Below are 20,584 nucleotides of genomic sequence, written 5' to 3' on the forward strand. Positions count from 1 at the left end.
ATCTCGGTGAACAGCGCGCCGCGCAGCGCGAACTTATGCGCCTTCGAGCAAACCCAGCACCAACGCTCTTCGAACCGCATGCTTTCGCGAGCTGGCGTCGAGCTTTCCAAAGAGATTCTTGAGGTGCCATTTCACCGTGCCCTCTCCCACCGCGGCCGCAGCCGCAATCTCCTTGTTCGACATATTTCGCGCCAGCAGCTCGAGGATCTCGCGCTCTTTGGGCGTCAGCACAACGCTCGGCACAGCTCGCGGCACGGTGGCCTGGCGACCCAGTGGCGGCACGGCTACGCGCGCTGCCGCAATCGCGTGAGCGACTTCGCCGGATTCGGGCTGCTCTTCGCTGACGCGCCGCGCCCAGTCGGCGAGGGCAGGATGCGCGTCGGCCAGCGTGCGGGTCAACCGGAAAGTCTGCGCGAGATTCATCGCCTCGCGAAGCAATGCGAGCCCGTTCGCGCCGGACTGCTCCAGCGCGAAGGCGCGCATGGCCATGACTTCAATCTGATATCGACCAAGCTTCATCGCTAAAGCGGCCTCGCCGGCCTGCGCGAGGTCGTCGAGCGCCTGCTGCCAGCGACGCGCCGCGATGGCTGCACCGGCATGCGCCAACCCGACTAGCAGCCCGACCGACTGCCTCCACAGCGGCCCCCTTTTCGGTTCCTCCTCGGTCACCATAGCGTCGATACGGTGCACCAGCGCGTCGCACATTTGCGCGCGATAGCGGCCGGCGTGAATGCGCACCTGTTCCGCCATGCTGGCAATACACAGACGCGGCAGGCGCCGGCTCACGCCCATCGCGTACATTGCCTCGAGGAGATCGAACGCCCGGTGTTCGTTGCCTTTGACCGCTGCGATACGCGCCGCCGTGCGGTACGCGAGCGACACGGTGTCTGGCGTGCCGCCTCGCTCCAGGATGTCAAGCCGATTGGCCAGCAGCGCGGCGGCCTCGTCGACCCGATCGGCTTCATAGCTCAGCGCAGCGCAGGTCGCGGCAAACATGCACGAGAGCGGATGACGGCGGCCAAGGTCCGCTTCCGCGCTTGCCAGTGCCGGACGGAGTACCTCCTCGGCAAGCACAAGCTGGCCTTCCCATACGTAGCTGAAGCTCACGATGTAATCGGCCCAGCGCACCACGTAACCGATCCCTTTGCCGACTTCGGCCCGCTTTGCCGCCAGCTGGAACCGACGCGCCTGCGCGGGCTGACCGAGCAGAATCGCACGTACTGCGAGGCGGTTTGCATGAACCTGGGCGAGCCAGGAATCGGCGGCGGGAGTGAACTCGGCCCAAGGCGCGAACAGCTCGACGAACCGGTCGATCTCATCGGCGTAATAGGCGGCCGCGCATAGGATGAGCGCGCATTCGTAACGCAGTTGAGCGTCGGCGCCGGGGCTGGCGAGGACGCGCTGCACCTGAAGTTCCGCCTCCTTGTGCCGCTCACCCAGCGCCAACGCCCAGGCCGCTGCCAACAACAAGCGCGGACGCCGCTCGAGTTCATCCGCGGGGAGCAGATCAAGCCATTCGAGAACCGCCGTCAGGCGTCCCTCCTTGACTGCGTCATGCAGGCAACGCTCCGCCAGTTCGTAGGCAGTCTGGTGCTGGCCCGCGGCGTGAGCATGCCTTGCTGCCTGTTCGATCATGCCGTGCCGCGTCAGCCAGGCAGCAGCACGGCCATGCAACGCAGCCCGTTCGGCGGCGGGCACATGAGCGAGGCGGCCTTGCAGGACGTCGCGCACAAGTGCGTGCAGCCAGCACCATGCACCGTCCTCGGAGGTGACGAACACGGGCGTCTCACGCACGAGGCGGGCGAGCCGCTCCGGTGCCTGTGGATCGCCGGTCAACGCCTGACAAAGTTCCGGGTGCAGCGAATCCACCAGGCTGGTGCGCGTGAGGAAATCGGTATCTTCCGACGAAAGCTCCGCGATCAGCGTCCCGACGAGGTGTTCACGCAGTCCGCCCTGATTGGCCGCCATGGTCTCCACCACCTGCCGGGGATCCCGGGCTCGCGCCATGGCCGCCATTGCGAGTTGCAACCCAAGCGGCCAGCCATCCGTCAACTCGAACAGCCTTGCGCACGCGTCGGCGTCGAAACGCGAGCCGAACCGGCTGGCGATCAGTGCAATCGTCTCTTCGAGACGAAAACACAGCATCTCGGGATCGACCAGGATGCATTGCCCGTAAGCGATCAGATCGGCAACGGCCGTATCGATTCTGCGGCGCGCGGCAACGGCCACGTGAAGATTGGGCGGGGCATTGTGCAAGACATAGATCAACGCAGTGAGGCCGGCTTCGGGTAGACGGTCGGCCTCGTCGACGATCAACAGAACATCGCCCGAAAATTGGGCGACTTCGGCGAGCCAGGCGGTCACGGCGTCCAGTTCGCCGACCGACCCCACGGCGCCGTCAAGCAGCAATCGTCCGAACGCGGGGCGGGCGCAGCCTGCCCGCATGGCATGGACGAGCCCTTGCAGGAGCCGCTGAGGATCATCCCGCTCATCCACTGAAAGGAAGGCGACCGCGGCACCACGCGCCAGGGTTTCCCGGCGCCATTGCGCAAGCAGAGAAGTCTTGCCATACCCAGCCGGCGCTTGCACAAGAGCGATGGATTGATCGCCGAAGCGCAACGCGTGCGCGGCCAGTCGCTCACGCATCAGCAAATGGGCCGGCGCGCGCGGCGCGATGGTCTTCAGGACCAGTTCGGTGGCTACACTACCGGCGCTTGTCGATGTCGATGCCATCTTGCAGAGCCTGTCGAGGCTCCTGACGGCCATCTCCGGCTGCCGCGGGGAGCGAATAAGGGGAAGGCTCAAGCGTACCACCCGCACGCTCCAAGCCCCCTCCCTTCGTGGGAGGGGTGAGCGAACCGGCCGCGGACTAAGATAAGTTCCAACAGACCTCGGATGCAAAACCAGCCGGCGAATTCGAAACTGGACAGCAGGAACTGCAAACGTTGAATGCAGCATGAGGAATACCATGTACCGACACTTTCTCGTCCCTGTGGGAGATATGGGTTCATGCATTGAAGCAACCGGTCACGCAGTCGCGTTTGCGCAGTCGATGGGTGCGCGCGTGACCTTCCTGCCCATTTTGTACCGACATGCTGCCACGCTGCACCGCCTGGCCTCGCGCGCAGGCAACCTCACGGAGCGCACATTGGAACTGCTGGCTCGGGCCGAGGCTGCAGCGCGCGCGCAAGGCGTGCCGTATTCGTCCATTGCTGCCAGCGAGGAAACGTCGTTCGACAGCATCGTCGCGGCGGCGATCAAGTCCGGATGCGACCTGATTTGCATCGCCCCTGGCCAACGGCTGACTGAAGCGGGCGACGTCGCGCCTGCGCCGTCCGATGACTCCGGTACGGTCAACGTGGCAGTCCTGATATTCGCCGCAGACAGTCGCCCGGCAACCTCACGCGCGATCGGCAGGCTCCTCGACGAACACCGCGCCATCGCCGACACCGTCCACGCGCTGCTGGACATGGTCCGCACAGCACGCGCGGCCGGTCAGCAGCCCGAGCCGATATCGATGCGTGAAACGGTCAAACGCCTGCGTGATCTTCAGATACGCCGGCATAGTCTTAAGGAAGATGCCAGGTTATTCCCGCGGCTGCGCGAGCGCACTTGCGTTGCGGATGCGGAACTGGATGAACTCGAATGCCGGCATCAGCGCGACAAACAACTGCTCGACGAATTGGCCGAACTCTCCGAACTCGTCGGGCGCGACTCGGCGCCGCGCGTCCTGGCTGGACGGCTTGAACAGGCTCTGGGCGCTTACGCGCAATTCACCTGGGAGTATCTGGGACGGGAAGAAGGCGTGGTACTACCCATCGCGCGGCGCTATTTGCGAGACGAGGACTGGGGCGATATCGCAAGGGCGTTCGACGCAACGGCTGCGAACTCCGCCAAGGGGCAAACTTGACTTGTATGAACGGCGGGCCTGACAGCGCGCACGCAAGATAAGGAAACCTCATTCCATGCTCCAGTCGATCCGATATTGCAGAAAAACGAACTGTCACACTTAACCAATAAACCTGGAGATAAATCGATGAGAAAAGCAACAGCACTCAAGTTGGCCGTTAGCGGAATGATCGCGCTGACGTCTATCACCGCGTGGGCTCAGCCCGGCCAGACAGCCGCTGCTTCAACCGGATCTGCAAAAGCGGCATCGGCTGGAGTCGATGCCAAAGCCGCAAAACGAGCGAATCGCGAACTGGCCAAGCAAGTTCGTACGGCGATCGCCAGGGAGAAGAGCATCGACGCCGCAAACATCAGCGTGAAAGCGAAAAGCGGCGCAGTAACACTTTACGGAACCGTGCCGGCCACGTCTCAGATCGACACAGCGGCCGCCGTGGCGAAAGCGGTTCCAGGTGTGACATCGGTCAAGAATCAGATCGTGGTTGGGAAGACGTTCGGTCAGTAAGCGCCTGCCGCGCGAGTCGATGGAATACGACGTCGTGATCGTCGGCGTCCCGCCGCGACGACCCGCGTCCGTACGGCAGCGAACAGTACCGGGCGCAAGACAGGTGAATAGTGGCGATTGATGCGGCCCACGAGAGGATCTTGATGCGCGCCCACTTCTATCTTCCCCTCTCTCTCTTGCCATTTCTGCTCGTCGGCTGTAACACGCCGCCGATTCCGCCCGGTAAGTCAGTCGATATTCCGACCGCTTTGCAGCAGGTTCTGGAAGGCCTTTGCAGTGCCAGGAAGGATATGGCGGCACGGAAGCAGGACTTTGGCTTCGCTATCGACTCGATCACAGTGGAACTCGATCTGACCGTGGACGGAACAAAGAATCCGACGGTGGCAGTTGCGCCGGACATTCAGTTCATCCCGACCGTTAGCTATGGACAGATCATCACGGCAGCCAAAGGAAGCAGGCTTGTGCTTACGCTGAAGAATACCGGTGCCGCTGGCGCCGACTGTCCTGCGTCCATGCGGACCAATTAGGCGGGAAATAAAACGGCGTCGACGATGGTGAGTCAACGCCCATTCAGCAAAGTGATATCAAAAGGGCCGGCACGAAAAAACCCGAGCGCGGATTCGCCATAGTAGGCCACCGCAGCATGGCGACCATGAGATCGTGAAAACACAGGGTGCGTAGAGGCGGACCGCATGTGTCGCGATCCAACCCACAGCGCGAGCCGGACAGTTGGATTCGACCCACCGGCCGCAGCGCGCACGTTTGTTTATCAGCCCGCACTGACCACCCTTAAAAATCCAATATTTTCAACTAGTTGAGTGATCGCTTGCGGCGGCGTCACCGTTTGGCATGGACTTTGCCTTGATCCTTATCGAGGAGTGACGACACCCTCAACACAAGTTCCGACATTCCTGACTGACCCATTTATTTTTGGAGAATCGACATGAACACGCTGGTGATCAAAGACCTCCCCGCAGCCGTTGAGATGGATCGTACTGCAATGACCGCCGTCAGCGGCGGCAGGTTGCCGCAGCAGATCGTGAACATCATCCAGGCGGTTTCCGACTACGCAAACGACGCTCCTACCCAGCACAGCTTTACTGGGAGCGGGGCTTCTGTGACGTACTAACAGAAACACGGTGATTTCGTAGCTCAAGGCCCCGCCAACGAGGGGCCTCTTTGAATTCGCTTCGGTTACTTTATCTGCGCTACCGCGATACCGACCGTTCCGCCCCAACTCGACGGGCATTGTCGGCGTAAGCATTCTCTCCGAGGCCATTACGACCGTATGCTTGTTCACGAACGATGACGTACCACGCTTGCGGCGGGGTGCTTGAATTGAAGGGTACTGAGAGTCACGTCAAAGGTCGATGACCGTATCACCAACGGGTTGCGAGCAGCAGATGAGCAAGTTGCCATCTGCGGGCTTGTCGATCGGCTCAGGACTGTACGCTATGGAGCCCGAGACCAATCCGCTTTCGCAGTTGTGGCAGACACCCGTCCGGCACGCCCAACGAACGGGAACATCGCACGCCTCGGCCAGCTCCAGGATGCTCTGGTAGGCCACACCGTCCCAATGCACATCGATCCCGCTGCGTGCAAAGGACACGATCGGACCGGTGGCTCCATGGTTTTCAGGCAGATGAGGCGCACGAATGGCATCGCCGACGATCCCCGGAGTCATCGACTCCAGGCCATTGAAGATTTCGGTGTGTATTTGCCTCTTTGCAAACCCGAGGTTCGTCAGCGCCGCCTTCATATCGACCATGAAGCGGGACGGTCCGCAAAGATAAACATCCGCTTGCGTCGGAATACCTGCGTCCGCTAACCTGGCTTCGGAAAAATGACCCGTCTCCGTGTACTCGACTCCTTGCCGGTCACGCGTGGCGTCGGGCTTGCTGAAGCAGATATACCGACGGCAATGCACAAGCGCGTCCGCGAGACGCCCCGCTTCAGCATCGAAGGGATGATGCTGTCCATCACGAGCCGCGTGCAACCACCAAACCTGCCGCGTCGAGCGTTGCGACGACAGCGTATTCAGCATGGCGAGAACGGGGGTCGCGCCGATACCCGCGCTTAGAAAGACCACGGGACTCGGGCTCTGCAATAGCACGAAACTTCCACGAGGAGCGCTGACATCGATTACGTCCCCGACGCGCACGCGATCACGGAGATAAGTGGCGGCTGCTCCTCCCTCTTCGAATTTCACACTGATCCGGTATTCCAGCGTTGACGGACCATTGGAGAGCGAATAGCTGCGATAAAGCGGCGGTCTCCCACCGTCCTGCGGAAGACGCAACACAACATATTGGCCTGGCTTTGCCATCGGTAACGGCTGGCGGTCCGCTCGCTGCAGGGAATACGAAACGACGTCGGCAGACTCGACCACAACCGACGCGACTGTGAGTGAACGGAATCCGGGTGTGGTGGGATAAGCGGCCGAGGCCGGCGCGAGCCCGGCGTTGCCTCCCGTCTTGCCGGTAACGGAGTTGCTCAACAATGCCTCGAACGACCGCTTCCACCCCGATGAAAGCGCGCCGATCCGCAGCGCTCGCTCAAGGCGGTCGCGAGGATGATGCGGGGAATACAGAAGCGCATTGATCTCCGTGACCGTCATGCGCTCGCCGGCTTCGTCCACCTTCACTATTTCGTCGTCTGCCCCAACCTCGCCTTCCTTCAAAACGCGAAAGTAGAATCCCGGCCGCCCGCTCGACGTAAGCAAAGCTGCCATACGTGGCTCATTAACGCGAATACCCACGCGGTAGCAGGTCACCCGAGGTTGCGTAACCTCAAACAGTGCACTACCAATTCGATACCGGTCGCCGATGCATACATCGCTATCGGGCATGCCTTCAACCGTGAAGTTCTCACAGAATTGGCCATAGACAACATCAGGCCACTTCAACTGCTCCTTCCAGAAACGTGCCGATTCGGTCTGGTAGACGAATACGGCTCGATGCTCACCTCCGTGCCCAGCGAGATCGCCCTGCCCGTCTCCGACCAGATTCAAACGAGCCGCCCAGCAACGGCTCGTGAGCGGCTCCTTCCATATGCTCGTATGAACCGTACGGCCCTTCCATTCGATATCACGTGGAAGGCCAACATTCACTGACAGCAGCCGAGCCATGTCTTGCTCCGATCGTTGGGACTACCTTGTCGCATTACCGGTAACGTTCGATGGCTCTTTCGAGCCTTCTCCTCATGATTCATCCGGCTGCATTCTGGACGCGGTATCAACTGCCAAAAAATATGTCGCAATAGCTCACGGGGCCGACGCACTGTCCTTTGCCGGAGGTTCCGTTACCATGTCGAAATATACTCCCGGGCGGGTGATGTCCAGATCCGGCTTGCTGTTCTCCACTAGTCGAACCGCCGTAACTCGCTGCATTGCCGGCATCACCCTGCGCCGACTGCGGATCGTTTTCATGATCCGTGGGTAGTGGGGCGCTTTGCTGAGCCAACACCAGCACCGGACCCGCACACGCGATAGAGACGAGCAAACGTAGAACGATCGCTCTCATGGCAACCACTCCTTTCGTAATGGCATCGGCCAGGTGCCGATAGCTCATCAGAGCATTTTATGTTTCTGGTTCTCGCACACCAGTGAAATCGTGTGCATAAAATCCCATGATATAGGCCCAAACGGCAACGATGCTCGACTGGAGATGGCACGCATTTGGCAAGCGGCTGAGCGGGAAATTTTTGAGGTCTGCCAGACCTTGATAGGCCGTCGTGTCGTTCGCCGGGACGACAACGACTTCCGTTGGCGCGTTGTAAACCGGGTTGCTGAAATCGACTTGCTGAGCGCGTGCGGGGCAGCGGCTTCACGCATCATCTCGGGGACAAAGTGACGATTGCAACGCCGGCGCTCGGCACACTCGTCAACACCGTGCAGTCGTCAACCGAGATCGCGCCCTGGCGATTCGGCGTGCGCGCTCTTTACAAGGCCCTTGCAAAGCGGCGGGCGCTTACCTGCGCCGTGGGGCAAGTAAGCGACACGTAAATCGGCGCTGCGCATGATAAAAAATTCCGCGAGACCGTCGACGGCCGGTCGCCGGCTCGGGAGCATCGCAGGTTGTCCCGCGACGCTGGCGAGCCCGCTGCTCAACGACCGTGACGGTCTATCTCCAACGCCCGTCGATCACGGACCGAGGGGCCTCTCCGCGCTCCTGCGCGAGCGACGGATAGTCGGTGTACCCGCGCTCGCCGCCTCCGTAGAACGTGGACGGATCCGGCGAATTGAGCGAAGCGTGCGACCGCAAGCGGTCCGGCAGGTCGGGATTGGCGATGAACAGGCGTCCGAACGCGATCAAGTCCGCCTTGCCGTCCTCGATCCATCTTTCCGCACTGCTGCCGTCGAACCCGCCCGCGACCATCAGCACACCGCGATAGGTGCGCCGTATCATCTCGTTCATGCGCTTCGCGCGCTCCGTGAAAGCGGCATCCTCACCGGTCGCCGCGAGCGCGGGATTGACGATGTGCAAGTAAGCGAGCCCGTATCGATTGAGCTTCTCGAGGACGTAAGAGAAGGTCGCCTCGGGATCGTCGTCGTGCATGTCGTTGAAAGTGCCGAGAGGAGAAAGCCGTACGCCGACCTTTTCCGGTCCCCACACGTCGCAAACCGTTTCGATCACCTCGAACAACAGCCTGGCCCGGCGCTCGCTCGACCCGCCGTATTCGTCCGCGCGGCGGTTTGTCCCGGACAGCAGAAACTGGTCGAGCAGATACCCGTTCGCTCCGTGCACTTCAACGCCGTCCATACCGGCAGCCTTTGCGTTGCGCGCACCCCTGAAATACTGTCGCACGAGATACGGCATCTCTTCGACCTGCAGCGCGCGGGGCGTGACGCAGGGTGCAACGACACCTTCGCCGCGCTCGTTCTCGATGAACGCCTCCGCTTTCGGCTGGACCACAGAGGGCGCAACGGGCAGCATTTCGTCGGGCTGCAACGAGGGGTGCGATATGCGTCCGACGTGCCAGAGTTGCATGAACATCAACCCGCCCGCCTCGTGTACGGCGTTCGCGACGAGCCGCCAGCCTTCGACCTGCTCGCGACTATGAATCCCAGGCGTCCACGCATAGCCCTGCCCTTGCATCGACACCTGCGTCGCCTCACTGATGATGAGCGCTGCCGATGCACGCTGCGTGTAATAGCAGGCGTTGAGCTGAGACGGTATGTTGCCCGGTCGGCTCGCGCGCGAACGCGTCAGCGGCGCCATCACGACCCGATGACGCAGGTTGTACGGTCCCACCTTGACGGGTTCGAAGAGCTTGCCCAGCGGGATTTGCTCGTCGCGCTGCCCGGCTTCCGCCGGCGCGATTTCTGTATCCGGCATAAATTCGCTCCTTACGTTTCTTGACTCGGCCCCGAAAAGTGCTGCCATTGACGGTTCGAAGCGTCTGTGTGGATCACATCGACATGATTCCGCTCTCAGGCCAGTCTAGCCATGGCCCACGCGCGCTTCTTTCCGGTTTCTGCTCAGAAGTGTCGTAATCCTGCCGTTCCCTATGTCTTCCAGTACCGCACAATCCGCCGAATGTCAGCAGCGAACGTTGGCAGCGGCACGGGCACAGAGGGCTCGTTCACAGCCGAGCCACTGCGACCAACGACCCGGGTTCTGCAGTGACGTAAACCTCTGCGGCGCGGCGCGCAACGTCAACGAAGCGCGGCCAACGCGTCGTCGATCGGTTCACTGCCACCGGCAAACCCGAAGATCGTGTTAACCACGTTCAACCTGAGCGCTTCGAGCACGACGTCGGCAACATCCTCGCGCGCCACGGGGGCACGAGCCGACTGCGCGTCGATCACGACCTCAATCGTCCCGGTACCCGGCTCCATGGTCAGCGTGCCGGGACGCAGCACGAGATAATCGAGCCCACTGCCGATCAGATAATCGTCGGATGCGCGCTTCATCTGCGCGTAGTGCCGAAGCGCATCCGGCGCGCGCTCAGGGGCGTATGCCAGCAAGGTGCTGACAACGATGAAGCGGTCCGCGCCATGTTGCTTCGCATAATCCACCGCTTTGATGATCGCGTCCCGATCGATCTCAGTCTCCTGTGCGGCGCCCTCGGTTTCAGCGGATCCTGCTGTGAAAATAACTGTATGAGCGCCCGCGAGCGCCGCGCCGAAGTCCTGTGTCAGGTCGATGATCGCAACGGTCGCGCCGAGGCCTTCGAAATGGGCCCGCTGCGCCTCGTCGCGCAGCAACGCGCGGAACGGAATGCCCGCACGGTGCAATTTCTCTGCCACCAGGCGACCGGTGCGGCCGGTGGCGCCAATCAATGCAATGCTCATCGTGTCTCTCCTCGGGAAAGCGTCAGCACAGCGAAAGCGTCGGGCATTCAGCTGACATGTCTTCCAGGAGCCGCGCTATCGCTTAAGATTCGCGGCGGTTGTGAGCCCATCCAACCCACGCGCGCCGCTACATTCACCGCGATGCACTCTTCCATGCGACCGAACGGTTCCCATGAAGGAAGTCTAGTGCTCTCGTCCGGCCTGTGCGCAAGATCTTTTTCGAGGCTTGAGCGCCACGCATTGCCGCTGTAACAACTTGAATCGCTGCTGTTCGGGAAGCACTTGTTACCAGTCAATGACGCCGCTCTGCACATTTTTCCGTGTTGGAACCATGTCCGCGCCGGAGACCGATTTCGGCAGGTTGACAACGCCTTATGATCGAATTGCGTGCTATACGCTGCGTGCTTGTACGTGCACGCAGCGCGACGGCCATCGTAATCGCCTGATCTCTCGCACCACTACGTGGACCGAAATGCCTTCAAAGCTATTCAGGCCTGGGCGTAAGCGCAGGATATTTACTGCGGATCGCGCTGAAGATTTCCTGCATCTGCGTTCGCAAGTCGCCTGCCATGCCCGTCTGCGCATCGACCACCATGAAGATTTGACGCTTGATGAAGTGACGCCACGCAACCGGCAGGCTCGCGAGAAAAGTCGTCATCTCATCATATCGATCGCGCGTCCAGCGTTGTTCGAACGCAGAGCGCGTCGGGCCATAGTCGAAATGCTCGTGCCTGGCAGCCACCCCACGCCTCTTCTCGCGATGCGTCCCGGTCAGGTCCTGATCGATACCCATCTGCACTCCTGTCCCCTTCACCGCCACGCCATAGTCTTCGAGCGCGCGTTCAGGTGAAAGGAAGCCGCTGCGAACGTCCGACAGAACGCGTTGCGCATCGCGCAGCATCGGATCGCCGTAGCCGCCTGCTCCCGGACCAATGACGCGGATAACGTCGCCCGGATCGCACCGGACGACGTCCGTGTTGCCCAGTTCCATGGCATCGGACGTATCCGGGTTCTTCTGGAAAGTGGACAGCGCGCCCGCACGGCCCCCCATCACGCCCCATGACGAAAACACTGAACGGTTACGGTTGCGCGCCGTCACGATCGTGTTGGGCGTCGACGCGCGGAACTCCATCACCGTGGACATGCCGCCTCGATACTGCCCGGCGCCGGCCGTGTCTGGCCACAAACCGTAACGCAGGAAAAAGATCGGCACTTCAGCTTCGCTGATTTCGATCGGCGTGTTCTTGAGAAATGCCGACGCGCCACCGCAACCCTCGACGCCATCTGACACAGGGGTCGCTCCGCCGCCGCCGCCCACCGGCCCAATGGACGCCATGACGGGCCGATTGGCGTGATCGACGGTCTTCACATTCATGATCGCGTTGCCGCCGGGCGCCGTCACGGGAATCCTGTCGGGAAGCGCCAGCGAGAATGCGCCAAACGTGACAATCTGCGTCATCATGCATGTCAGCGAGCGCATACCCACGGCAGCAGGCGCTTCGCAGTTGACGACCGTGCCTGACGGAAGAATCGCCCTTGCCGCACGCAGGGTTCCGGCGTTCATCCAGATGCGCGGGTCCAGCGTATAGAGCACGTAGGTCAGGCCCACCAGCGGCAAAGGATGGTGTTCGCGCCCGCCCGTGGGCATGTTTAGCGACGACGCGAGTTGCGGATCGCTGCCGGTATAGTCCAGCTCGACCTCGTCGCCCTTCACTCGAAGGGTAAGCGCGATACGGCATGGCACGCCGCCGTCGCCGTCTTCGTCAGCGTAGTCGGCAAAGAAATATTCGCCGTCGGGGATGGTGCGGATGACATTTCGCGCCTGCTGTTCGGCATGGTCGAGAATCGCGCGTGCACCCTCCCTGAAATCTTCCCGGCCAAAGCGCGCGATGATTTCCTTGACCTTGCGCTCGCCGATATTGACCGACGCGATCTGCGCGTTGAAGTCGCCCCAGTTCTGATCCGGCGCACGCACGTTCAGGCGCATCATCGCCGCCATCTCCTCGTTCAGAACGCCCCGCCGGTAGATCTTCACGGGCGGTATACGAATCCCTTCCTGCACGATATCGGTGAGCGACCGGGACAGCGACGCCGGCACGGCGCCGCCTACATCCGTATTGTGAATATGGCCTGCGACGAAGCACACAAGGACGCCGTCGTCGAATACCGGTTTCCAGATATGGATGTCGGGAGAATGCGTGGCGACATGCCCGCTATACGAGTCGTTCGTGATACAGACGTCGCCGTCTTCGTAGTCATCGAACATCTCGATGACCGGAGCATAGTCGATCCCGCTGTACCACGGTGCGCCGAAACTGCGCGGATTGGCGAATGCCATGCCCGACTCGGTCAGGATCGTGCATGAAAAATCTTCGGTTTCCTTAACGAACGTCGAGTACGCCGTTCGGAGCAAGGTATAAGCCATTGCGTCCGCGGCGGCGGCGCAGTAGTTGGCAAGAACTTGCAGGTTACGACGGTCAATCGCCATGACGTATGGCTCCTTGAGGGTTTATCGTTGTGCGTGCCCGCGAGCAGCACGGGCGCGACGCAGGCGGGCCATCAATGCATGGTGATCACGAGATTGCCGAATGTATCAACTGTCACGCTCATTGCGGGCAGCACGCATGTCGTGCAATCGTCCTGAGCGACGATCGCCGGACCATCGAAGCATTGTCCCGCAAGCAAATGTGCACGCTGATATAGCGCGACGTTGCGCACTTCGCCGTCGACGTATGCGTCGACGAACGCAGCGGGCACCGGAGCGGCCGTACTGTGTTCGATGCGCGCGAGCGCCGGCTTCGGCGTCTTGCCGGTAATCAGCAGCCGCAGGCTGATCATTTGCAGCGGCGCGAGGGAATCGCTGTGGCCGAACAAACGCTGATGCTGCGCGTGAAAGGCAGCGGTGATCGCGTCCAGATCGCCCTGAGCGACCCAGTCCGGATCGAGCCGCACTTCGATTTCGAAGGACTGTCCGCGATACCGCATCTCGGTCGTGTACGAGAGCGTGCTTTCTCCTTCGAACTGCTGGTCCCGATAGAGCCAATGCTCGGCGCGCAATTTCAGCGCGTCAAACGATTCCTGCAGCAACGGGATCGAAGCCGCATCCAGATCGATATACAACGTCTTGATGAAATCGTTCTTCAGATCGGCTATCAACCCGCCCAGTGCGCTCAATACACCCGGTGTCGACGGAACGATCACCCCTTTGATATTCAGTTCGCGTGCGAGAAAGCACGCCATCATCGGCCCTGCACCGCCGAATGCGAGCAGATAGAATTCGCGCGGATCAATGCCGAAGCGCGACATCAATCCGCTGGTATCGGCGAACATGCCCGATACAGCAATCGTAATGATGCTCTCGGCGGTTTCGAACAAACTCAGATTCAGCGCGTCTGCGAGCGGCGCCAATGCGGTCTGCGCCTTCTTCACGTCGATGTTCACGGCGCTATAACCCAGCTTGCTGTGGCCGATCAAACCGCAGGCGGCGAACGCGTCGGTCACCGCCGGCCGAAGCCCGCCCTTGTCGAAGCACGCCGGCCCCGGACTCGATCCCGCGCTTTCGGGGCCCACTTGCAGCACGCCGAGGTCATCGACCCACGCGATCGACCCGCCGCCCTGGCCGATCGATGTGACGGACACAGAAGGGATGAAGATCGGGAACTCACCGATCAACTCACCTGCACCATATTCCGCCGCGCCATCCACAATGACTGCCACGTCGGCGCTCGTGCCGCCAATGTCGAGGCTCAGTATCCTGGGCAGTCCCATCATGCGTGCCAGATAGCCGGCGCCGATCACGCCGGACGCGGTACCCGACAAGATCATCTGCACGCATTCTTCCTTCGCCTGGCGCGCGCTCATCACGCCTCCGTTCGATTTCGTGATGCGCGGCGGCACGGGAACGCCGACTTCGTTTAGTGCTTCCTCGAAAGCCGTGAGATAGCGGGCCACTTTCGGCTGCACATAGCCGCTGATCACCCCGGTCACCGTTCGTTCATATTCGCGGATGATGGGCCACACGTCGCTTGAACAGAACACCGGAAAAGAAGGCGCAATATCCGCGATCGCAGCTTTCGCGGCCCGCTCGTTCTCCGGATTGCGATAGGAATGCAGAAAGGAGATCACGATGGCCTCGCAACCCTGCTCCTGTGCCTGCTCGAAGGCTCGCTTGACGGCTGTGGCATCGACCTCCGTGAGAACCTCGCCGGCGGCGTCGGTACGCTCATCGATTCCAAATACCGAATACCGAGGAACCAGCGGGACCGGACGGCGCGCATACAGATTGTGAAAGCGCGGCATCTTGAGACGGCCCAGCTCAAGCACATCCTCGAAATGCAGGGTGGTGAGAAGCGCCAGTTTGGCGCCCTTGCGCTGAATGACGGTATTGACGCCGACGGTCGTCCCATGCGTGAAGTAGCTGACGTCTGCCGCGGCAATACCGTCGCGCTCGGCGAATACCGCCATACCGGTCCTGATCTCCGCGCCCGGTTCATCGGGCCGTGACAACACCTTCAACGTTCGAATCGTGTTGTCCTTTTCGTCCAGCACCGCGAAGTCCGTGAACGAACCGCCAATATCAACTCCAACCCTGTAGGCCATGTTAGCTACCCTGAAAAGAATGCTTTCCCGCTGCTCGTATGACGCTGGATGCGCTCACTCGGCGGCCTTCGTCATGAGGAGATCGGTATATCCGACACGCTTGAAGCCGACCTTTTCGTAGAGCGTATGAGCGTCCCGCGTCGACAACATCCATCGGCGCACGGGTATCAGGTCGGGATGCTCGCCAATTGTCTGCATGAGCCACAGGCCCAGACCCTGCCCACGATATGCACTTGCCACGATCACGTCGCGCACGTAAGCAAATGCGACGCCGTCCGTGACGACCCGTGCAAAGCCGATCTGCCGCAAGCCGTCATACAGCCCAAACGCCACGGATCCGGCTATTGCTCGCCGCAAAGCGTCGGCCGTCGATTCTTGCGCCCAGTAACTTTCCTCGATCAGCAAACGCTGGGTGGCCGGCACATCGATACGCTGCCGGTCGGTATCCACTTCGAAGCCATCGCGCGACCAGCGCGCCGACCCGGATTCGAAAGGCAAAAGCTGAAATGTGGGACTTGACGCTGTCATGACGAGACTTGGTGGATCGCCCTGCCGATCGGTTTGCTGGTTGAGCCAATAACGTAGGCAGATCCCCGTTTTTCAGGGATCAAAGTCGTGCCTCGATCATCCGTGACCAAGAATAGCCTTCGTTTCGAGGTACTCTTCGAATCCTTGAACACCATACTCGCGTCCATTACCGGATTGCTTATAGCCACCGAACGGCGCGTGCGGATCCCATGCCGGATGGTTGATATGAACCTGTCCCGCCCGAATGCGAAATGCGACTGCGCGCCCGGCGTCGATATCCTGAGTCTGCACGTGGGCGCCCAGTCCATAGGGCGTGCTGTTCGCTATCTCGACTGCCTGGTCGATCGTGTCGTAGGGAATGATGCAAAGAACCGGACCGAAGATTTCTTCCTGCGCGATCCGCATCTGAGGTAGTACCTCGGAGAAAATCGTCGGGCGGGCGAAGAAGCCTTTGCTGAAACCTTCCACTCGCCCGGGCCCTCCGCAAATCAATTTCGCTCCACTCTCCACGCCCGCGAGAATCATGGTCTGCACGCGGTTGAACTGGGCCTCGTTGGCGATGGGCCCTAATACCGTCGCGTCGGATTGGGGATCGCCCACGACAATTGCTTCAGCAGTTGCCAAGGCCAAAGCTTCGACATCCGCAAGTCTGTCGCGGGGCACAATCATCCGCGTGGGTGCGCTACATGATTGTCCGACGTTGCGAAATGCGGACATCACGCCGAGCGGTACGGCCTTCGCAAAATCGGCATCAGGAAGCATGACGTTCGGGGACTTGCCACCCAGTTCCTGGGCGACACGCTTGACCGTCGGCGCTGCCGCCTGGGCAACCAGCACGCCGGCGCGGTTCGACCCGGTGATCGAGATCATGTCGACGTCCACGTGCTCCGCGAGCGCCGCGCCCACTTTCGGACCTGTGCCGTTAATCAGATTGAACACGCCGGGAGGAACGCCGGCGTCGTGAACCAGTTGTGCGAAGAGCTGCGCGCTGAGCGGCGACAACTCGCTCGGCTTGAGCACCACCGTACACCCGGCCGCGAGCGCCGAAGCGACCTTTGCGGTGATCTGGTAAAGCGGCCAGTTCCATGGCGTGATGAGCGCGCAAACGCCGATCGGCTCACGTGAAATTGCCGTGCCTTTATTGACGGACACAAAGCGATATTGCGAAACCACGTCGCGTGCGATCCGAACGTGCTCGGCCGCAAGCGGAACCTGCAGCGAACGCGCGAAAGAAATTGCAGCGCCCATTTCAAGCGATATTGCCTGGGCGAACATTTCCTTTCGTTCGAGAATCAGATCATGCATCCTGCCAAGAATGGCGACGCGCGTCGCTACAGGCGAGGACGACCAGCCATCGAACGCCGCGCGGGCAGCACTGACCGCGCGATCGACGTCCTCGGAGGAACCCAATGCTATCTCGGCGACGGGTTCCTCCGTCGCGGGATTGATAACCGGCATGAATGTGGGCTTTGCGGGTGCAATCCAGCGGCCGTCGATATAGAAACGCTGGCATGCGACCGGATCGACGTTATAAGCGTTCGTTGAGAGAGAAGTCATCGCACACATCCAGGAAAGAGTAATAAGCTCCGGCAATCGGGTGAACGCAGCGCGCGACGTTCATATGGGTAACGGCGAGCCCGCGTGCAAGCTATCAAAATGCGTGGCCGGCCTGACGCGGGCGCTTTTCAGGAAGGCACTCGGCGTCATGCGCAAATACGAAGGCACGTAGCAGAATCTGCGTAGAGCGCGGCGCGCAGGCGTCGGCGCCTTTGACCGTGCTATGCCGCGACCGCTGCGGACGTCGCCGTTGCCGCAAACCGTTCGATTGCAAATGCGTCGATCGGCGTGCTGGTTGCGCCGGTATCGATAAGCTCGGCCATGACATCGCCGACGCCCGGGCCCAATTGAAAGCCCGCGCCGCAGAAACCGAATGCATAGTAAAGACCATCCACCTTGTTGCTCGGGCCCATGATCGGGCGATCGTCCGGCATATAGCCCTCCACGCCGCTCCACACGCGAATGATATGCAGCCGCGTCAGCGCTGGCGCCACACGCGCCAGTTGACGGAACTGGATCAGCGGACTTTCCGGCAAGACTTTTGCGCGACGCTCGTCAAGGTAGGCGGGCCCACGCGCGCAGCCCCCGATCACAATGTTTCCGCGTTTGACCTGCCGGAAATAGACGACTTCTTCGAGCAACGGTGAGGTCACGCCGACCACCTCGCGCAGTCCATAAGGCATGGGTTCGGTCACGGCCATCTGGGGCGCCCGCACGGCAATCGGAACGGCTTCACCGAATTGTTCGCTCAGCTGATTTCCCCACGCGCCCGCTGTAATCAGCAGATTCGGCGCACAGAATTCACGGCCGTCGGTGCTTCGTGCGCGAAATGTATCGCCGTCTTTCTCGACGACGGCAATCTCCGTGTTCTCTTCGATACGCGCGCCCGCGCGTGCCGCAGCTCGACCGAACGCTGGCGCGGCAAGGCGCGGATTCGCGTGACCGTCCATCACGGAGTGGGAAGCCGCACGCACTTCTTTGCCCAGAAATGGGAATTTGGCACGCATCTCGGCGCCGCGATACAGATCGAGCTTCAATCCATAGTGACTGGCCTCACGCGCATAGATCTCGAGCGCGTCGTCCTGTTCCTGCCGGTAGCAGACACGCACGTGTCCCGACGGCAGAAACTCTGCATCATGACCGATTAGTTCCGGGAGTTTTCCCCATATCTCGCGTGAGCGGTTAGCAAGAGGCAACTGCGGCAGAAAGCGCCCCTGACGGCGTACGTTGCCGAAATTCGTGCCGCTCGCCTGCTGGCCGATCAGGCCGCGCTCGAGCACGATGACAGAGCGTCCGCGCTGGCGCAGGAAAAAGGCCGCCGCCGCGCCCATGAAGCCACCACCGACAATGACCACATCCGCCTCTATCCGCTTCATTCTTCCTCCAGCGTCGAAAGCGCGGTATGCCCGGCCACGACCTGCGTTGCAGCCAGGGTATCGGAAACCGTTGAGATCGCAAATGGCTTCACGGGTGCCTGACCGCGCAAGCGGCCGACCTGTTCGAGTGGCACGCCTGATTCGCCGGCGATCACTTCAGCCGCGGCATGGCCGCAATAGCGGCCCTGGCAGCGGCCCATGCCGACACGGCTGAATGCCTTGGCACGATTCGCTTCGCGCGCGCCCTCGTCGCGAACCACCCGCCGCAATTCGCCTGCCGAGATGCCTTCGCATCGGCACACGATGGTGTCATCGGAGAGCGCAGCCGCCTGCTGGGCCGGCCAGGGAAACGCGATGGCGAGCCCTGCGCGGAAGCGGTCCATTTTCTCCCGCGTGCGAATCAGGGACGCGACCCGCGATGTATCGACAGCGCGGCCGAGGTCCTGCAACACGGCGAACGCTGCGAGCGCCCCCGCGGTTTCAGCGCCGTCCGCGCCGAGCACACGCGCGCCATCACCTGCCAGATACACGTTTTTAACCGAACTGCGCCCCATCTCGTCGAGTTGCGGTAGCCACTGGCGCGTCGATGCATCGAATGTAAAAGTGCAGCCTGCGAGGTCCGCGAGCTGCGTTTCGGGCCGCAGGTGATAACCGAGCGCCACCGCGTCGCACGCGATGCGATGCTGCACGCCACGCGCCGTGCGATAACTCACGCCATCCACACCCCGCTGGTCATCGCCGTGAATCTCCACCGGCACGATGCCCGTCTCGATCTTCACGCCCTGCTTCCTGAGCGACGAGACCAGCGCCGCGCCCTTGCGTAATACATCGGGACGCGCAAGCAGCTTCGGCAATGCGCGAAGACGCCTGGCGAACGGCGAGGTGTCCAGCACCGCTGCGACCTTTGCGCCCGCCTGCACATACTGGCTCGCGACGAGATACAGCAACGGCCCCGAACCCATGAACACCACGTTGCTGCCGATCGCGCACGCTTGCGCCTTGAGCGCGATCTGTGAGGCGCCGAGACTATACGTACCGGCCCGTTGCCAACCTTTCACCGGCATCAGCCGGTCGGTCGCGCCCGGACACAGCACCAGCGCGTCGAACGGATGCTGGCTCGCCACGCCCGCGTGCGTGGTGTGGAGTGTGCCGCCCACGACATTCCATGCAAGGGTTTCAGATTGATAGTCGATGCTCGCGCGAAGGCGCTCGAAGCTCTCGTGCAGGTCGAGCGCACGCGGCGCCTCGGTGCCATACAGCTTGCTGTACGGGCGAGTGAACTGATCTGGCTGGCGCCGGTAGATCTGGCCGCCGTCGCGCCTGCTTTCATCTATGACAAACGGACGCAAGCCGGCGGCGACCAGCGCCTGAGCGCAGCGAACCCCGGCCGGCCCCGCGCCGACAATGATCACGCGAGGTTCGGCCATTGCACCTCCGGCTGGCGAGTCACCATGTTCAGATCGGCACTGACCATTGTCGTGCAGGCGCGCATGCGTTCGCCATCCGCGGTCCACACCCAGCAGTCCTGACATGCACCCATCAGGCAGAAGCCGGCGCGTGTTTCCGGACCGAACTCCGAATGACGCACATGATCCGTGTTGCACAGCACGGCTACGAGAAGCGTATCGCCTTCAAAGCCTGTGACCGTTTCTCCGTCGATGCAAAACCGAACCGGAGTCCGCGCCGTTTCTGACAGCCGGACGAATTTGGACTTCATGCACATGACTCCCAACGCACGCCGCATGCGCGGCGCTGATCATGAAAGGATGCGACCCCACTGAGAGACATTTAATCACCTTAAAAACCCGGCGTTATGCC

General features: G+C 61.5%; 15 protein-coding genes and 1 pseudogene. 5 read left to right on the plus strand and 11 right to left on the minus strand.

The annotated features are described in order from the left end of the window. Window positions 1-33: 33 nt before the first annotated feature. Window positions 34-2,733, minus strand: coding sequence for a LuxR C-terminal-related transcriptional regulator (locus B0G73_RS03365; RefSeq protein ID WP_106277907.1), 2,700 nt, complete (start codon window positions 2,731-2,733; stop codon window positions 34-36). 235 nt (window positions 2,734-2,968) lie between these two features. Between B0G73_RS03365 and B0G73_RS03370 the strand changes: the two genes are divergently transcribed. The 4 genes from B0G73_RS03370 to B0G73_RS03385 all read left to right on the plus strand — a co-directional run bounded on the left by B0G73_RS03370 (window position 2,969) and on the right by B0G73_RS03385 (window position 5,540). After that, complete coding sequence (locus B0G73_RS03370; RefSeq protein ID WP_258193162.1) at window positions 2,969-3,910, plus strand: hemerythrin domain-containing protein; 942 nt, start codon at window positions 2,969-2,971, stop codon at window positions 3,908-3,910. 126 nt (window positions 3,911-4,036) lie between these two features. Further along, window positions 4,037-4,411, plus strand: a complete 375-nt coding sequence (locus B0G73_RS03375) for a BON domain-containing protein (protein WP_258193163.1) — start codon at window positions 4,037-4,039, stop codon at window positions 4,409-4,411. Window positions 4,412-4,554: 143 nt separating this feature from the next. Further along, entirely contained in the window at window positions 4,555-4,938 is a 384-nt protein-coding gene (locus tag B0G73_RS03380; protein ID WP_106278381.1) for a hypothetical protein, read from the plus strand. Window positions 4,939-5,354: 416 nt separating this feature from the next. Further along, window positions 5,355-5,540, plus strand: a complete 186-nt coding sequence (locus B0G73_RS03385; RefSeq protein ID WP_106277911.1) for a hypothetical protein — start codon at window positions 5,355-5,357, stop codon at window positions 5,538-5,540. A gap of 231 nt (window positions 5,541-5,771) precedes the next feature. Here B0G73_RS03385 and B0G73_RS03390 read toward each other — a convergent pair whose 3' ends face one another. Beyond that, the gene (locus tag B0G73_RS03390; protein ID WP_106277913.1) at window positions 5,772-7,538 is read right to left on the minus strand and encodes an MOSC and FAD-binding oxidoreductase domain-containing protein; all 1,767 of its coding nucleotides are present in this window, start codon (window positions 7,536-7,538) and stop codon (window positions 5,772-5,774) included. A 687-nt stretch (window positions 7,539-8,225) separates the two neighbouring features. Here B0G73_RS03390 and B0G73_RS41065 point away from each other — a divergent pair. Next, window positions 8,226-8,414 (plus strand): annotated as a pseudogene (locus B0G73_RS41065) (fumarylacetoacetate hydrolase); the annotation flags it as partial. A gap of 118 nt (window positions 8,415-8,532) precedes the next feature. Here the strand turns inward: B0G73_RS41065 and B0G73_RS03400 are convergent. The 9 genes from B0G73_RS03400 to B0G73_RS03440 all read right to left on the minus strand — a co-directional run bounded on the left by B0G73_RS03400 (window position 8,533) and on the right by B0G73_RS03440 (window position 20,483). Beyond that, window positions 8,533-9,747 (minus strand): alkene reductase, encoded by a 1,215-nt coding sequence (locus tag B0G73_RS03400; protein ID WP_106277915.1) that lies wholly within the window; start codon window positions 9,745-9,747, stop codon window positions 8,533-8,535. Between the two features lie 320 nt (window positions 9,748-10,067). Continuing rightward, on the minus strand, window positions 10,068-10,694 hold the full coding sequence (locus B0G73_RS03405; RefSeq protein ID WP_258193164.1) for an SDR family oxidoreductase: 627 nt from the start codon (window positions 10,692-10,694) through the stop codon (window positions 10,068-10,070). A gap of 496 nt (window positions 10,695-11,190) precedes the next feature. Beyond that, a complete protein-coding gene (locus B0G73_RS03410) occupies window positions 11,191-13,194 on the minus strand; it encodes a hydantoinase B/oxoprolinase family protein (RefSeq protein ID WP_106277919.1) in 2,004 nt (667 codons plus the stop codon). Between the two features lie 71 nt (window positions 13,195-13,265). Next, a complete protein-coding gene (locus B0G73_RS03415; protein WP_106277921.1) occupies window positions 13,266-15,305 on the minus strand; it encodes a hydantoinase/oxoprolinase family protein in 2,040 nt (679 codons plus the stop codon). Between the two features lie 54 nt (window positions 15,306-15,359). Next, the gene (locus tag B0G73_RS03420; protein WP_106277923.1) at window positions 15,360-15,833 is read right to left on the minus strand and encodes a GNAT family N-acetyltransferase; all 474 of its coding nucleotides are present in this window, start codon (window positions 15,831-15,833) and stop codon (window positions 15,360-15,362) included. Window positions 15,834-15,929: 96 nt separating this feature from the next. Next, window positions 15,930-17,390, minus strand: coding sequence for an aldehyde dehydrogenase family protein (locus B0G73_RS03425; protein ID WP_106277925.1), 1,461 nt, complete (start codon window positions 17,388-17,390; stop codon window positions 15,930-15,932). A 221-nt stretch (window positions 17,391-17,611) separates the two neighbouring features. Further along, window positions 17,612-18,766, minus strand: a complete 1,155-nt coding sequence (locus tag B0G73_RS03430; protein WP_106277927.1) for an FAD-binding oxidoreductase — start codon at window positions 18,764-18,766, stop codon at window positions 17,612-17,614. Continuing rightward, window positions 18,763-20,193 carry an NAD(P)/FAD-dependent oxidoreductase gene (locus B0G73_RS03435; protein WP_106277929.1) on the minus strand — a complete coding sequence of 477 codons (1,431 nt, stop codon included), beginning with the start codon at window positions 20,191-20,193 and terminating at the stop codon, window positions 18,763-18,765. The genes B0G73_RS03430 and B0G73_RS03435 overlap by 4 nt, the downstream gene beginning before the upstream one ends. Further along, complete coding sequence (locus B0G73_RS03440; RefSeq protein ID WP_106277931.1) at window positions 20,175-20,483, minus strand: (2Fe-2S)-binding protein; 309 nt, start codon at window positions 20,481-20,483, stop codon at window positions 20,175-20,177. The genes B0G73_RS03435 and B0G73_RS03440 overlap by 19 nt, the downstream gene beginning before the upstream one ends. Window positions 20,484-20,584 lie beyond the last annotated feature (101 nt).

This window comes from Paraburkholderia sp. BL25I1N1, from assembly GCF_003002025.1.
Classification (GTDB): Bacteria; Pseudomonadota; Gammaproteobacteria; order Burkholderiales; family Burkholderiaceae; genus Paraburkholderia.